12 protein-coding genes are annotated in these 14521 nt (G+C 67.6%); 4 read left to right on the top strand and 8 right to left on the bottom strand.

Translation table 11 applies throughout. The annotated features are described in order from the left end of the window. Nucleotides 1-103 precede the first annotated feature (103 nt). On the bottom strand, nucleotides 104-1315 hold the full coding sequence (locus EXV95_RS19375; protein ID WP_176888092.1) for a M20 aminoacylase family protein: 1212 nt from the start codon (nucleotides 1313-1315) through the stop codon (nucleotides 104-106). Nucleotides 1316-1392: 77 nt separating this feature from the next. On the opposite strand from EXV95_RS19375, the gene argE reads away from it, so the two are divergent. Next, nucleotides 1393-2553 (top strand): acetylornithine deacetylase, encoded by a 1161-nt coding sequence (gene argE, locus EXV95_RS19370; RefSeq protein WP_176888091.1) that lies wholly within the window; start codon nucleotides 1393-1395, stop codon nucleotides 2551-2553. A 35-nt stretch (nucleotides 2554-2588) separates the two neighbouring features. Here argE and EXV95_RS19365 read toward each other — a convergent pair whose 3' ends face one another. Together EXV95_RS19365 and EXV95_RS19360 are read right to left on the bottom strand one after the other, a co-directional pair. Next, nucleotides 2589-3704, bottom strand: a complete 1116-nt coding sequence (locus EXV95_RS19365; RefSeq protein WP_176888090.1) for an ABC transporter substrate-binding protein — start codon at nucleotides 3702-3704, stop codon at nucleotides 2589-2591. A 97-nt stretch (nucleotides 3705-3801) separates the two neighbouring features. Beyond that, entirely contained in the window at nucleotides 3802-4950 is a 1149-nt protein-coding gene (locus tag EXV95_RS19360) for an ABC transporter substrate-binding protein (protein ID WP_176888089.1), read from the bottom strand. Nucleotides 4951-5084: 134 nt separating this feature from the next. On the opposite strand from EXV95_RS19360, the gene EXV95_RS19355 reads away from it, so the two are divergent. Then, nucleotides 5085-7178, top strand: a complete 2094-nt coding sequence (locus EXV95_RS19355) for a molybdopterin-dependent oxidoreductase (protein WP_176888088.1) — start codon at nucleotides 5085-5087, stop codon at nucleotides 7176-7178. Nucleotides 7179-7274: 96 nt separating this feature from the next. Here the strand turns inward: EXV95_RS19355 and EXV95_RS19350 are convergent, their stop codons facing one another. The 4 genes from EXV95_RS19350 to EXV95_RS19335 all read right to left on the bottom strand — a co-directional run bounded on the left by EXV95_RS19350 (nucleotide 7275) and on the right by EXV95_RS19335 (nucleotide 11642). Beyond that, nucleotides 7275-8483 carry a hypothetical protein gene (locus EXV95_RS19350; RefSeq protein ID WP_176888087.1) on the bottom strand — a complete coding sequence of 403 codons (1209 nt, stop codon included), beginning with the start codon at nucleotides 8481-8483 and terminating at the stop codon, nucleotides 7275-7277. A gap of 25 nt (nucleotides 8484-8508) precedes the next feature. Further along, the gene (locus EXV95_RS19345; RefSeq protein ID WP_176888086.1) at nucleotides 8509-9672 is read right to left on the bottom strand and encodes an iron-containing alcohol dehydrogenase; all 1164 of its coding nucleotides are present in this window, start codon (nucleotides 9670-9672) and stop codon (nucleotides 8509-8511) included. Between the two features lie 122 nt (nucleotides 9673-9794). Then, entirely contained in the window at nucleotides 9795-10520 is a 726-nt protein-coding gene (locus EXV95_RS19340) for an alpha/beta fold hydrolase (RefSeq protein WP_082437373.1), read from the bottom strand. Between the two features lie 198 nt (nucleotides 10521-10718). Further along, complete coding sequence (locus EXV95_RS19335) at nucleotides 10719-11642, bottom strand: LysR family transcriptional regulator (protein WP_176888085.1); 924 nt, start codon at nucleotides 11640-11642, stop codon at nucleotides 10719-10721. A 130-nt stretch (nucleotides 11643-11772) separates the two neighbouring features. Between EXV95_RS19335 and EXV95_RS19330 the strand changes: the two genes are divergently transcribed. Together EXV95_RS19330 and EXV95_RS19325 are read left to right on the top strand one after the other, a co-directional pair. Further along, on the top strand, nucleotides 11773-12795 hold the full coding sequence (locus EXV95_RS19330) for a zinc-binding alcohol dehydrogenase family protein (protein WP_176888084.1): 1023 nt from the start codon (nucleotides 11773-11775) through the stop codon (nucleotides 12793-12795). Nucleotides 12796-12938: 143 nt separating this feature from the next. After that, the gene (locus tag EXV95_RS19325) at nucleotides 12939-13352 is read left to right on the top strand and encodes a VOC family protein (RefSeq protein WP_176888083.1); all 414 of its coding nucleotides are present in this window, start codon (nucleotides 12939-12941) and stop codon (nucleotides 13350-13352) included. A gap of 91 nt (nucleotides 13353-13443) precedes the next feature. Here the strand turns inward: EXV95_RS19325 and EXV95_RS19320 are convergent, their stop codons facing one another. Beyond that, entirely contained in the window at nucleotides 13444-14421 is a 978-nt protein-coding gene (locus tag EXV95_RS19320; RefSeq protein ID WP_176888082.1) for a tripartite tricarboxylate transporter substrate binding protein, read from the bottom strand. Between the last annotated feature and the right edge of the window lie 100 nt (nucleotides 14422-14521).

Raw genomic sequence — 14521 nt, 5'->3', positions numbered from 1 at the left:
GCTTTCAGGAGTCAGTGGGGAAAGACAAGGAACACCCGGGCACGCGCGTTGCATGCGCCCGGGTGGAGGGGACCGATGGGTATCGACGGGGTATCGACGGGTATCAGGCCGCCTTGGCGGGCTGCGCCAGCCAGGCTTCGGCCAGCTTGACCCAGTAGGTCGCGCCCAGCGGGATCAGGTCGTCGTTGAAGTCGTAGCTGGGGTTGTGCAGCGTGCAGGGGCCGCCGCCATGGCCCATCTCGCGGTGGGCCCCGTCGCCGTTGGCGATGAAGCAGTAGGCGCCGGGCTTGGCCTGCAGCATGAAGGCGAAGTCTTCGGCGCCCATGGTGGGCTCCTGCGCCAGCACGTTGGACTCGCCCACGATGCTGGCCATGACCGCACGCGCAAACTCGGCCTCGGGGGCCGAGTTGACGGTGGGCGGGTAGTTGCGCACGAATTCGAATTCGCACACGGCGTCATGGGCGGCGCAGGTGTGTTCGGCAATCTGCTGCATGCGCTTTTCGATCAGGTCCAGCACCTCCAGCGTGAAGGTGCGCACCGTGCCTTGCAGCTCGCAGCTGTCGGGCACCACGTTGGTGGCCTCGCCCGCGTGGATCATGGTGACCGAAATCACGCCCGCGTCCACCGGCTTCTTGTTGCGGGTGATGATGGTCTGGAAGGCTTGCACCATCTGGCAGGCAATCGGCACCGGGTCGATGCCGTTGTGCGGCAGCGCGGCATGGCTGCCCTTGCCCCGGATGGTGATCTTGAACTCGTTGCTCGACGCCATCACCGGGCCGGGGCTCACGGCGAACTGGCCCACGGGCATGCCGGGCCAGTTGTGCATGCCGTACACGGCCTCCATGGGGAACTGCTCGAACAGGCCGTCCTTGATCATCTCGCGCGCACCGCCGCCGCCTTCTTCGGCGGGCTGGAAGATCAGGTACACGGTGCCGTCAAAGTTGCGGTGCTTGGCAAAGTGCTGCGCGGCTGCGAGCAGCATGGCCACATGGCCGTCATGACCGCAGGCGTGCATCTTGCCCTGGTGTTTGCTGGCATGGGTGAAGGTATTGAACTCCTGCATGGGCAGTGCGTCCATGTCGGCGCGCAGGCCAATCGCGCGGCCGTTGGCGCCCCCATCGCGCCCCTTCACGATGCCCACCACGCCCGTGGTGCCCATGCCGCGATGGATGGGAATGCCCCATTCGGTGAGCTTTTGCGCCACCACGTCGGCCGTGCGCACCTCTTCGAAGCACAGCTCGGGGTGGGCGTGAATGTCCCGGCGCACCGCTGCAATACTGGCCGCCTGGGTGACGATGGAGTCAATAACGTTCATGATATGTGTCCTTACGATCTCACAGTCTAGCCCGCTGACCGTCCCTTGCGCCACTCCGGGTTTATTTGCACTGCAACATGACACTCTCCCCGCACGCCCTCGAACTTGCGCAAACCCTGGTGCGCATGAACACCGTCAGCCACCACTCCAACCTGGAGCTGATCCATTTCATTCGCGACCACCTGGCCCGGCTGGGCGTGAAAAGCCGCCTCACCTTCAACGAGGACAAGACCAAGGCCAACCTGTTCGCCACGCTGGGCGAAGGCAAGCCGGCAGGCATCATCCTCTCGGGCCACACCGACACGGTGCCGTGGGATGGGCAGGACTGGACCATGGACCCGCTGAGCGCGCTGGTCAAGGACGGCAACCTGTACGGGCGCGGCAGCGCCGACATGAAGGCCTTCATCGGTATTGCCGTCTCGCACGCCGAGCAGTTCCTGCACAGCGATGCGCCTTTTGCCATCCACCTGGCGTTCAGCTACGAGGAAGAGATTGGTTGCTTTGGCGTCAAGGAACTCATAGCCGACCTGCGCGACGCCAACATAAAGCCCCTGGCCTGCATCGTGGGCGAGCCCACCAGCATGGTCCCCGCCATCGCCCACAAGGGTGTGTACCGCTACAAGTGCTGCGTGCGCGGGAAGGAGGCGCATTCGTCCCTCACGCCGCATTCGGTCAACGCCATCGAGATGGCCGCCCGCGTGGTGGGCCGGGTGCGTGACATGGCGGAAGATTTTGAAAAGAACGAGCCCCGCTTCGAGGGTTTTGACGTTCCCTTTTCGACCAGCAGCGTGGGTCAGTTCCACGGCGGCATTGCCGACAACGTGGTGCCGCGCGACGCAGAGTTCCGCTACGAGTTCCGCGACCTGCCCACTGCCAACGCGGCGCAGATGCAGTCTGAGGTGGTGGCCTATGCCAAGTCGCTGGAGCCTGCGATGAAGAAGGTGGCGCCTGCCGCAGGCTTCGAGTTCGAGACCATCTGCGAAATTCCGAGTTTTCTGGGCAGCAAGGACGACCCGGTGACGCGCCTGGCGCAGGAGCTGAGCGGCGAAAAGCACACCACGCTGGTGGCCTTTGGCACCGAGGCGGGGCTGTTCAAGAACGCGGGCATCTCCACCGTGGTGTGTGGCCCCGGCAGCATCCAGCAAGCCCACCAACCCGACGAGTATGTGAGCCTGGAGCAGCTCGCGCGCTGCGAGGCGTTCATGCAAGGACTGGCACGAACCCGCACCTTGGGCTGAGGCTGAGGGCGGGCCTGCGGGTCGGCAGGGTTTGCCTACTCCCGCACGCGCCCCTGGCCGTCGATCAGGCCCAGCTCCAGCAGGCGCGAGGCCACGCGCTCGCCCGCAAAGTGCACGCGAAAGCCGCCCAGGTTGAGATCTTCCATGCCCTCCAGCGTCTTGCGCAGGCGGGCACGGCTGATGTCCTTGCCCATGCGGCGCAGCGCTTCGGTCACAACCTGGGCGGCGATGTAGCCCTCCAGCATGTAGACGTTGGGCTTGCCCAGCTTGGCCGCCGCCGCGTCGGCCTGAAGCTCGCGCACGATGGCCAGGCGCGCGTTGTCGCTGCGCGGCACGCCGCGCACCACCACCACCCCCGCGCCAGCCGTGCCCAGCTGCTCGGCCAACAGGCTTTCGCCCGTGTTGGAGAACCCATAGACCGGCCCCCGGAACCCCAGCCCGCGCAACTCCCGGATGGCGGCTGCCGCACCGCGCGCGTCGCCAATCACCAGCACCGATTCAGGCTTGGCGGCCAGCGCCTGGGCGTGCGCCGTGATCGCGCCCTTGAAGACCAGGTTGGCACCCAGGCCGTTGAGCGTGTTCTCGGCCGACTCCAGCGCTGCCAGGGACTCGGTATCCGGAGCGTGCAGCAGCGCCAGCTTGCGCGCGCCCAGCGTGGCCGCGTGGCGCATCACCGCCGCCGCCTCTTCGGCATAACCAGGGCGCAGGGTGAAGACATTGGGGTACACCGCCCCCCGGAACTCGTCGCCGCCCGCCATGGGCGCGAGCAGCAGCACATCGCTGTCCTTGATGAGCTTGTAGCTGGCCGTGACCTGGGGCGAGCCGTAGTAGCCAAACAGCGCCAGCGGGCTGCGCGCCAGCAGCTTCTGGGTGTTGGCGGCGGCCTGTTCTGGCACCCCGGCATCGTCCAGCGTGGCCAGTTCGATGGGCCTGCCGCCGATGCCGCCTGCGGCATTCACGCGGTCAAAGTAGAGCTTGGCGCCCTGCTGGAACGGCTGGGCCAGGGCCGCCCCGGCCCCGGTGAGCGCCACCGACTGCCCGAGCACCAGGGGCGCCGCCGGGGCCTGGGCCCAGGCGGCGGGCGCAGTCGCCAGCAACGCCAGCGCTGCGCCCCACGCGCGCGCCCACAGGGCCAGGTGTTTGAATTGCATTGCCGCCTCCCGGGTCTGCCCCGGAAGCGGCGCAGTGGGCGCGAATATAGGAGCGGCGCCGGGGGCACGCCATCCGCATTGGCCCTACGTCAGAGCGTCAGGTGCGCACGCGCCCGTCGCCGGTCAGCATCGACATTTCCACAAATTTCGACGCCGCGTGGCTGGTGGCGCTGAACGACACCGGAAAGCCCGAGATCACCTGGCTGCCAATGGACTCGGTGCCGGTGATGAAGCTCTCGCGCGTGACCTTGCCGCTGGCCTGGGCCTGGCGCAGGCCCTCGGTGAACACACGGGCGGCCACGTAACCTTCCATGCTGGAGTAGTTGGCCTGCACCTTGTCGCCACCTTTCTTGATGGCCTCCAGAAACTCGCGCGTGATCTGGCGCGAAGGCTGGTAGGGCGAGGGCACGACCTGCGACACCACCACACCCGCGCCGTCCTTGCCCAGCTCGTCGGCCAGCGCCTGCGTGCCCACAAACGACACGTTGTAGAACGTGCCGCCAAAGCCCGCCTTGCGCGCCGCACGCACAAACGCAGCGGCCGAGGCATAGGCCGTGATCTGCACGATGGCATCGGGCATGGCGGGCACGAGCTTGTCCACGGCCGCCTTCACGTCCACCGAGTTGCGCTCCACCGTGGCCGTGGCCACGGGGGTGAGCTTGAGTTCGGTGAGGGCCTTCGTCACCCCGTCCAGCCCCGCCTTGCCGTAGGCATCGTTCTGGTAGAACACCGCAATCTTCTTGAGCCCCAGGTTGGTGAGCTGGCGCACGATGAGCGCGGTTTCGTCGTAGTACGAGGCACGCACATGGAAGATGAGCCGGTTGAACGGCTGGCGCAGCGCCTCGGCGCCCGTGAAGGGGCCAAAAAACGGCACCTTGGCCTGGGTGAACAGCGGCAATGCCGCCAGGCTGGTGGGGGTGCCGATGTAGCCAAACAGCGCAAACACCTCGTCGGCGATCAGTTTTCTGGTGTTCTCGGCACAGCGGTCGGGCTCGTAGCCGTCGTCCAGCGTGCGGATCTCGACCATGCGCTTGCCCACGCCGCCCTGGGCATTGAGCTGGTCGAAAAACAGCTTGGCGCCCTGGTTGAATTGCACGCCCAACTGGGCGGCCGGGCCGGTGAAGGCCGCCGACTGGCCCAGCACGATGCGGCCTTCGCCCTGCGCCCGGGCCAGGTGGAAGCCCCCCAGCGCAGCCGCCCCCAGGCCCACGGAAAACTGTCTGCGCCCCAGTGCCATTTGCTTCATGGTGAAATCCTGCTCTCTCTGCTGTGAATCGAGGGCGATCCCTCTGCGCTGCCGGTAAGCAGCCTCTTTGGCCCAGCCGCAAGGGTATGCACGCCGGTTCCAACCCTCACGGCAGTTTAACGATCAGCCCGCATATGTCCACGCCCTCCGCCGCCAATCCCATTCAAACCACACCGATTCAGGTGCGCGGCGCCTGCCCGCACGATTGCCCCGACACCTGCGCGCTGCTCACCACCGTGGACGAGCAGGGCGTGGCCACCCGCGTGCAGGGCAACCCCGAGCACCGCCACACCGACGGCGCACTGTGCGCCAAGGTGAGCAAGTACACCGAGCGCACCTACCACCCCGAGCGCGTGCTCACCCCGCTCAAGCGCACCGGCCCCAAGGGCAACGGGCAGTTCGCCCCCGTGAGCTGGGACGAGGCATTGAGCGATATCGCCCAGCGCCTGCAGGCCATCGCCGCCCGCGCGCCCGAGGCCATCCTGCCCTACAGCTACGCGGGCACCATGGGCATGGTGCAGGGCGAAAGCATGGACCGGCGCTTCTTCCACAAGCTGGGCGCTTCGCAGCTGGACCGCACCATCTGCGCATCGGCCGGGGCCGAGGCCTTGGTGCAGACCCTGGGTGGCAAGGTGGGCATGAAGGTGGAGTTCTTCGCCGAATCGCAGCTCATCCTCATCTGGGGCAGCAACTCCATCGGCAGCAACCTGCACTTCTGGCGCTATGCGCAGCAGGCCAAACGCAATGGTGCGCGGCTGGTATGCATCGACCCGCGCAAGAGCGAGACGGCCGACAAGTGCCAGGAGCACATCCAGCTGCGCCCCGGCACCGACGCCGCGCTGGCCCTGGCGCTGATGCACGAGCTGATCGCCCATGACTGGCTGGACCACGACTACATCGCCCGCCACACACTGGGCTGGGAGCAATTGCGCGAGCGCGCCCTGCAATGGCCGCCCGAGCGCGCGGCCGAGGTGTGCGGCATTCCGGTGGAGCAGATCCGCCAGCTCGCCAAGGACTACGGCACCACGAAGCCCGCCGCCATCCGCCTGAACTACGGCATGCAGCGCGTGCGCGGCGGCGGCAATGCGGTGCGCGCCGTGGCCTGCCTGCCCGCGCTCACCGGCGCTTGGCGCCACCGCGCGGGCGGTGTGCTGCTGTCCAGCTCGGGCCAGTTTCCGGCACAGCGCGGCGTGCTGCAAATGCCCGAGCTGATGCCCGCCAAGACGCCGCGCACCATCAACATGTCCACCATTGGCGACGACCTGCTGCGCGATGCCGCGCCCGCGTTCGGCCCGAAGGTGGAAGCTATCGTGGTCTACAACAGTAACCCCGTGGCCGTGGCGCCCGACTCGGGCAAGGTGGTGCAGGGCTTTGCACGCGAGGATTTGTTCACCGTGGTGCTGGAACACTTCCGCACCGACACGGCCGACTACGCCGACTACATCCTGCCCGCCACCACGCAGCTGGAGCACTGGGACGTGCACCTGAGCTACGGGCACACCGACGTGCTGCTCAACCGCCCCGCCATTGCGCCGCAGGGCCAGACGCGCAGCAATGCGCAGATCTTCCGCGACCTGGCGGCCCGCATGGGCTTCACCGAGCCCGGCTTTGCCGATAGCGACGAGGCCCTGTGCCGCCAGGCGTTTGGCGACGCCGTGGACTACGCGCTGCTGGAATCGCAAGGCTTTGCCACGCTGGCCATTCCCGATGCGCCGTTTGCCGAGGGCCACTTCCCCACGCCGTCGGGCCGCTGCGAGTTCTACAGCGCCCGCCTGGCGGCGCAGGGCCTGGACGGCCTGCCCGACCACCTGCCCAACTACGAGCTGCAGGGCACGGATGCGCGTTACCCGCTGGCCATGATCTCGCCGCCCGCGCGCAACTTTTTGAACTCCACCTTCGTGAACGTGCAGAGCCTGCGTAACATCGAGGGCCGCCCCGTGCTGGAGATCCACCCCGACGACGCCGAGGCACGGGGCATTGCCAACGATGCGGTGGTGCGCGTGTTCAACGACCGGGGCAGCTACCTGTGCCACGCCACCGTCTCGCGCCGCGCGCGGCCCGGGGTTGTGAACGGCCTGGGCATCTGGTGGCGCAAGATGGGACTGGAAGGCACCAACGTGAACGAGGTGACCAGCCAGGCGCTGACGGACCTGGGCCGGGCGCCCACGTTTTATGACTGCCTGGTGCAGGTGGAGGCATGCCCCACCGAGGCGGCGCTGCCCGCCTGAACGGCTTCGGCAGTCTATAGTTTGCTATTATTTATATAGCAAAAAAGGCATGCCTACTGCGCGCAGACGGCCATTTTTCTTAAAAATCCGCTGCACTCACCGCCACTGCCGCCCCAGAAACTCCGCCACCTGGTTCTCCAGAGTGGCGTGGTAGGCCACCCGGTCGAAGCCCTCGGGGTTGGCGGCAGCGTCGCCTGCGTCCGATGGCAGAGGCCAGGCGGACTGGGCCATGAAGGCAAAGTGCCCGGCGCCGGGCACGGTACTCGCGTCCACCCCGGGCAAGTGGGCCGCCACATGCTGGCCGTGGTACTTGCCCAGCAGCACCACGTCGCGCTCGGCCATGACCAGCTTCACCGGCACGGTGATGGCGGCCAGGCTCTGGGGCGTCAACACCACGGCCATGGGCGCGAGGGCCACCACGGCGCGGATGCGGGGGTCGGCCACCGAGACCAGCGGGCCGTCCTGCGGGCCGACCGCTGAAGACACTGGAGCCACGGGGCTGCTGGCACTGCTGGCGGCCGGGGCCGCAGTGAGCTTGCCCAGGCTGCAGAAGCCCGGGTCGTCCGCCACGCTGCGGCAATGCTGCACGGCACGGGCCGGTTCGGCCTGTGCACCGGCCAGGGCCAGCACGGTGTAGCCACCGGCCGAGTGCCCCACGGCGCCGATGCGCCCGGCGGGAATGCGGGGGCCCCATTCGGGGTGGGCCAGCAGTGCGTCCAGCACGCGGCTCACCTGGCGGGGGCGTTCGCTGAAGTAGCGGCCCGAGGTGATCATCGACCGGTCTTCCCAGTTGTCGCCCGGGTGGCGCAGCGCCGCCACCAGATAACCGTCGGCCGCCAGGCGTGTGGCCAGGTTGTGGTGGCCCAGTTCATGGCCGCCCGTGCCGTGCGAGATGAGGATCAGTCCCTTGAGGGGCGCAGCGGCCACCGGCGCCCCCGGCGTGACCACGGGCCGCCAGGGGCCCATGGGCTGGGTGCGTGCCACGGCGGGCGTGGGGTAGTACAAGGCCACGGTCACGGGCTCGGCACCCGGGACCACCAGGGTGCGCAGCCCGGCATATTGCGCCGATGCCGGGGTGGCCCAGGCCAGCATCGCAACAAAAGCCGCCAGCAGCGGGACACGGGCCTTGCGCCATGCAGAGCGGAGGGCCAGGAAGAGGATGAGGGTCACGGTGCGCCTTTCGTCAATGGCCGCCCGGGGTGGCGGCTTGACGGCACTGTAGGCAGCGCCCGCTGCAGGCTCCAGCGCCCTGCGACGAAACGCGGCTGCACGGCGCGAAATGCACAGCGGGAAGGGCGAACGCATGCCCGCCCTCCCGCTCGACGGCGGCTTACAGCGCGGCTTCGAGGATGCGGCGGCTCACGGCGGGCGTGATCTCGCGCTGTTCGCCCAGGGTCACCATGCCATGCGCTTCCAGCTGCGACACCACCGCGTTCACGGTGTCGGCGCCCAGGCCGTAGCCCGACAGGCGCGTGGCGATGCCCATGCTTTCGAAGAAGTCGCGCGTGCGCGCGATGGCGGCGGTGATGCGTTCGTCATCGGTGCCGCTGGTGAGGCCCCACACGCGCTCGCCGTACTGCAGCAGCTTGGCGCGCTTGGCCACCCGGCGCTCGTTCAGCAGCGCGGGCAGCACGATGGCCAGCGTGCGCGCGTGGTCGATGCCGTGCAGCGCCGTCAGCTCGTGGCCGATCATGTGTGTGGCCCAGTCCTGCGGCACACCCGCGCCGATCAGGCCGTTGAGCGCCAGGGTGGCGGTCCACATCAGGTTGGCGCGGTCGTCGTACACGGGCTCGGGGGCAGTCAGCAGGCGCGGGCCCACCTCGATCAGCGTCTGCAGGATGCCTTCGGCAAAGCGGTCCTGCACGGGCGCGTTGACGGGGTAGGTGAGGTACTGCTCCACCGTGTGCACAAACGCATCGACCACGCCGTTGGCCAGCTGCTGGGGCGGCAGGGTGTAGGTCTTGGTGGGGTCGAGCACCGAGAACACGGGGTAGGTGTGGTTGCTGCCAAAGGCCAGCTTGGCGCCCTTGGCACGGTGGGTGATGACACCGCCGTTGTTCATCTCCGAACCGGTGGCGGGCAGCGTGAGCACGGCGCCGAATGGCATGGCGCCCTTCACGTTGCGGCCATGTTTTTCGAGGATGGCCCAGGGGTCGCCACCCTCGAACAGCACGGCGGCCGCGATGAACTTGGTGGCGTCGATCACCGATCCACCGCCCACAGCGAGCAGAAAGTCAAAACCACCTTCGCGGATCTGCGCCACGGCCTTCATGGAGGTCTCAAAGCTGGGGTTGGGCTCGATGCCGCTAAAGGTGGCGTGCTGGCGCTCGCCCAGCGCGGCGCGCACCTCGGCCAGCGTGCCGGTCTTCTCGGCGCTGGCGCCGCCCACCAGGATCAGCACCTTGGCGGCAGCGGGCACGAGCTTGGCCAGGTCGGCAATGCGGCCCTGGCCGAAGGCGATGTGGGTGGGGTTGTGGAAGTCGAAGTTCAGCATGGGGGTCTTTCTGGGCAAGGCCGGCGCATGCGCCGTTGGGGGTCGCATTGTGCGGCGCACCCGCGCCCCGGCGGCGTCGCGTGGGCGATAGCCCTCCGGCCGCCGCGCTCATCCCGGACCCGTCAGCGGAAACCGGCAATCTGGTGCACGGTGTCCGCCAGCCGCTGGGGTTGCGAGAAATACGCAGAGTGGCTCGCCTCGATGGATGACACCGTGGCGCAAGGCGAGGCCGCGATCATCTTGCGCTGCAGCTCGATGGTCACGGCCCGGTCCTGCGTCAGCTCGATGTAGTGCCGGGGCACGCTGCCGTAGCGCGGCGCCGTCAGCGCAAGCCGGGTGAGTGCGGGCAACGAGGGCTCGGGCGTGAGCAGCGCCTGGGCCAGCGCCACGTCGGCGTCCGAGCAGTCGGCGTAAAGCGCGGGGCGGTAGGCCTCGGGCGCCAGGTGGTCGGTCAAGGTGCTGCGGCTGACATGGATGTGGCGCGCCACCAGCGAGGCCTTGTCCTGGCGGAAGAAGTCGGTCACCCGCTCGCCATGGCGCAGCATGTAAGCGGCCAGGTAGGTCACACCCACCAGCTTATGGTGCCGCTGCTCGGCCACTGTGGACGCCACAATGCCGCCCCGGCTGTGCGCCACGATGAGCGCCGGGCCGTCCAGCGCATCGAGCACCCGGCACACATGCGCCGCCATGGCCGAGAGCGTGGTGCGCCCCCGCGCCACCCGCCAGTGGCGGCCATGGGCGGGCAGGTCAGGCACATGCACCTGGTGCCCCCGGGCCTGCAGCAGCGGGACCACTTTGTGCCAACACCAGGCGCCATGCCAGCTGCCGTGCAAAAGAACGATATTCATGAAGATGCCTTTGGGTGTTGGGGAGAAGTGCCGGGCGCCAGATGCGCCACCAGCCGGGCGAGCGATGGCAGGGCGCCCTACTCCAGCCAAAGCGTAAAACCGCTCCGCCCCGGGCACTCGCTGAATCCGGACCACCGATTGGCGGCCGGTGGTGCGCCCCACCCTTTCCCCCTCCCCCTTGCACGCGACAGGCAAAGGTCAGGACTCCACCTCTTGCTGCAGCAACAACGCCTGCAGCCGCGCGGCCACGAAGTCGCGCAGCGCACGCACCAGCGGTGTGAGCTGCCTGCGGCTGGGGGCCACCAAAAACAGCGGGACCGCCTCGGTGGTCCAGTCGGTGCACAGTGGCACCAGACGGCCTGCGGCCAGGTCGTGCGCCACGTCAAAGTACGACTTGTAGGCAATGCCGCGCCCCAGCACGGCCCAGCGGCGCACGGCATCGCCGTCGTTGGCCACGTTGTGGCTGCGCACGCGCACCTGCGCCTCCTGGCCCGCCGCATCCCAGAACCGCCAGCGGTCATGCACGTCCTCGCCCAGCATGAAGCACAGGCAGTCATGGTCCACCAGCGCATGGGGGGTAGGGGGCGCGCCGTGGGCCGCCAGGTAGGCCGGGGCCGCACACAGCACGCGCCGGTGCTCGGCCGCCAGCGGCAGCGCCACCAGGCCCGAATCCTGGGGCTTGCCATAGCGAAAGGCGGCGTCCACCGGCTCGCTGTACACGTTGGCCATGCGGTCCGACAGTTGCAAACGCACGGCGATGCCCGGGTGCTGGGTCTGGAATGCGTCCAGCCAAGGCAGCAGCACATTGCGCCCCAGGTCCGACGGCGCCGCCAGCTGCAGTGTGCCGCTCAGCGCACCCGCCCGGCCACTGGCCAGCTGCCCCTGCACCTGCTGCAGCGCGGCCAGCGCGGGGCGGCAGTGCTCCAGAAACAACGCGCCCTCGGGCGTGAGCCGCAGGCTGCGCGTGGAGCGCACAAACAGCAGCACGCCCAGCTCAGCCTCCAGCCGCTTGAGCGCCGCGCTGGCCGCCGCCGGGGTCAGGTCCAGCGCCCTGGCCGTAGCAGACAGGCTGCCGCTGTCCACGGTGCGCACAAAGATGTCCAGGTCTTGAAGGCTTTTCATGACGACTTCAGGTGTTGTCGGCTTTATTTTCAAACATTGATTGAATATTCATTCAACTATCCACCCATTTAAAAACAAACCCGCAAGACCAATCATCGAGGCATCTCATTTTTAGACCCAGGACCACCCCATGAAAGCCATCGGCTACCAAACCGCCCACCCGATCGACCACCCCGAGTCGCTGCTCGACATCACCCAAGCCGACCCCGTGGCCACCGGCCGCGACCTGCTGGTGGAGGTGCATGCCGTCTCGGTGAACCCCGTGGACACCAAGGTGCGCAAAAGCAGCTCTCGCAGCGGTGACGGCCCCGACTACAAGGTGCTGGGCTGGGATGCCAGCGGCATCGTGCGCGCCGTGGGCCCCGATGTGACGCTGTTCCGGCCCGGCGACCGCGTCTGGTACGCGGGCTCCATCGCCCGCCCCGGCACCAACAGCGAGCTGCACCTGGTGGACGAGCGCATCGTGGGCCACGCGCCGAAGTCGCTGGACTTTGCCGAGGCCGCCGCGCTGCCGCTGACCACCATCACCGCGTGGGAGCTGCTGTTTGACCGCCTGGGTGTGGGCCCTGGCAAGCAGCCCACCAACAAGACCCTGTTCATCATCGGCGCGAGCGGCGGCGTGGGCTCCATCCTCACGCAGCTGGCGGCGCGGCTCACCAGCCTCACGATCATCGGCACGGCATCGCGCCCCGAAACGCAACAGTGGGTGCGGGACCTGGGCGCCCACCACGTCATCGACCACAGCCAGCCGCTCACGCAAGAGCTGGCGCGCATCGGCCACCCTATGGTGGACATCATCGTGAGCCTCACGCAGACCGACGCACACTTCGACCAGATCGTGGAGGCCATCGCGCCGCAAGGCCAGTTCGCACTGATCGACGACCCCATCTCGCTTGACGTGACGAAGTTCAAGCGCAAGTCGGTGTCGGTGCACTGGGAGCTGATGTTCACCCGCGCGCTGTTTGGCACGGACGACATGATCGGCCAGCACCGCCTGCTGACCGAGGTGGCGCAGCTGGTGGATGCGGGCCTGATCCGCACCACGCTGGACCAGCGCGTTGGCAGCATCAACGCGGCGAATCTGAAGCGCGCCCATGCGCTCATCGAGAGCGGCAAGGCGCGGGGCAAGCTGGTGCTGGAGGGGTGGACCTGAAGAGCGCCAGTCCGATGAGTCCGAGGCATGGGCGGGGCGGCCTTTGAGGCTGCGGTGAGTTCTGTATCCAGATGAAAAATACTGTGTTTAATATCAGTATTTCAGATATAAAACCGCACACAACAACCCTAGGAGTCCCTCCCATGCTGGACCACATGACCTTCCGCGTCACCGACATCGCCCGCACCAAGGCGTTCTACACCGCAGCCCTCGCGCCTTTGGGCTACAGCCTGTGTTTTGAAGGCAACTACGGCTCCAACATGCTGGGCTATGCCTACCCGGCTCCGTCCGAGCCCGACGGCAAGAAGGCGGATGTGTGGTTCATCGACGGCCCCTCGCCCTACGGCGGCCCGCCCGCGACTACGGGCTGCCACCTTGCATGGCGCGCCCAGAACCGGGCGCAAGTGGATGCTTTTTATGCCGCCGCCCTTGCGGCGGGCGGCAAGGACAACGGAGCCCCCGGCCTGCGGCCCGACTACCACGCGCACTATTACGGCGCTTTTGTGATTGACCCGGAAGGCAACAACATCGAGGCGGTGTGCCACCTGCCTGAATAGATGTTAGATGTGCCTGCAAGGCTGAAGGGTGGCCAGGCCCGGCAAGGCGAGGCCACCCGGTGCACGGCCCTGTGCACTGAGTGCTGCGTGATCAGTCCAGCTTCACGCCTGCCGCCTTGATGATCTCGCCCCAGCGCTTGGACTCGGAGCGTGCCATGGCGCGGAACTGCTCGGGCGTACCGGGCAGGGCTTCCATGCCGAAGTCGGCCATGCGCTTGACCACGGCGGGGTTGAGCAGGGCCTTGTTCAGGTCGCCGTTCAGGCGCGCCGTGATCGCAGCGGGCAGACCGGCGGGCGTCAGGATGCCCTGGAACGCAAATACCTCGGTGTTGGGCACACCGGCTTCGGCCAAGGTGGGCACGTCCGGCAGCGCGGCCACGCGCTTGGCCGAGCCAATGGCCAGCGCGCGCACCTTGCCCGAGGTGATCACGGGCAGGCCGGCGGCGAGGTCCAGAAACATGCACGGCACCTGGCCGCCCATCACGTCCTGCAGCGCAGGCGCCGCGCCGCGGTAGGGGATGTGGGTGAGGAAGGTCTTGGTGCGGTTCTTGAACATCTCCATCGCCAGGTGGTGCGGCGAACCATTGCCGGGCGACGCGTAGTTGAGTTTGCCGGGGTTGGCGCGCGCGTAGGCGAGGAATTCCTTCACCGTCTTGGCTTCAAACGCCGGATGCACCACCAGCGCCAGCGGAAAGCGGCTGATGCCGCCCACGTAGGTGAAGTCCTTTTCGGGGTTGAACGGCAGCTTGGTGAACAGGTGTTCGTTGTAGGCCAGGATGGCGTTGTCGGCCGACATGAAGGTGTAGCCGTCGGGTTTGGCCGTGGCCACGGCCTGGCCGCCGATGTTGGTGGAGGCGCCGGGGCGGTTGTCCACAATGATCTGCTGGCCCAGCGTCTGGCGCATAGCCTCGGCCACGGTACGGGCCAGCACGTCGGTGCCGCCGCCGGCCGGGTACGGCACTATCCAGCGCAGGGGCTGGTCGGGCCAGGTGGATTGGGCGGTGGCCCAGGGCGCGGCGGTGGTGGCGCCTGCGGCGGCCAGGGCGGACAAGAGGGTTCTGCGTTGCATGGGGTTGTCTCCTAAATCTAACTATCGAATTGATAGCTTCTAGCGCCTATCCAATAAGCGCTAGAGCCTTTTTTTGCTTGAATTTTTCCGCTATCGATGC

It is taken from the genome of Acidovorax sp. JMULE5, assembly GCF_013376875.1.
Taxonomy (GTDB): domain Bacteria; phylum Pseudomonadota; class Gammaproteobacteria; order Burkholderiales; family Burkholderiaceae_C; genus Acidovorax; species Acidovorax facilis.
This window is presented reverse-complemented; position numbering and strand designations above follow the sequence as displayed.

Coding starts and splice junctions, on each gene's coding strand:
- EXV95_RS19375 (WP_176888092.1), bottom strand. CDS start 1,315: ATGAACGTTATTGACTCCATCGTCACCCAGGCGGCCAGTATTGCAGCG.
- argE (WP_176888091.1), top strand. CDS start 1,393: ATGACACTCTCCCCGCACGCCCTCGAACTTGCGCAAACCCTGGTGCGC.
- EXV95_RS19365 (WP_176888090.1), bottom strand. CDS start 3,704: ATGCAATTCAAACACCTGGCCCTGTGGGCGCGCGCGTGGGGCGCAGCG.
- EXV95_RS19360 (WP_176888089.1), bottom strand. CDS start 4,950: ATGAAGCAAATGGCACTGGGGCGCAGACAGTTTTCCGTGGGCCTGGGG.
- EXV95_RS19355 (WP_176888088.1), top strand. CDS start 5,085: ATGTCCACGCCCTCCGCCGCCAATCCCATTCAAACCACACCGATTCAG.
- EXV95_RS19350 (WP_176888087.1), bottom strand. CDS start 8,483: ATGCGTTCGCCCTTCCCGCTGTGCATTTCGCGCCGTGCAGCCGCGTTT.
- EXV95_RS19345 (WP_176888086.1), bottom strand. CDS start 9,672: ATGCTGAACTTCGACTTCCACAACCCCACCCACATCGCCTTCGGCCAG.
- EXV95_RS19340 (WP_082437373.1), bottom strand. CDS start 10,520: ATGAATATCGTTCTTTTGCACGGCAGCTGGCATGGCGCCTGGTGTTGG.
- EXV95_RS19335 (WP_176888085.1), bottom strand. CDS start 11,642: ATGAAAAGCCTTCAAGACCTGGACATCTTTGTGCGCACCGTGGACAGC.
- EXV95_RS19330 (WP_176888084.1), top strand. CDS start 11,773: ATGAAAGCCATCGGCTACCAAACCGCCCACCCGATCGACCACCCCGAG.
- EXV95_RS19325 (WP_176888083.1), top strand. CDS start 12,939: ATGCTGGACCACATGACCTTCCGCGTCACCGACATCGCCCGCACCAAG.
- EXV95_RS19320 (WP_176888082.1), bottom strand. CDS start 14,421: ATGCAACGCAGAACCCTCTTGTCCGCCCTGGCCGCCGCAGGCGCCACC.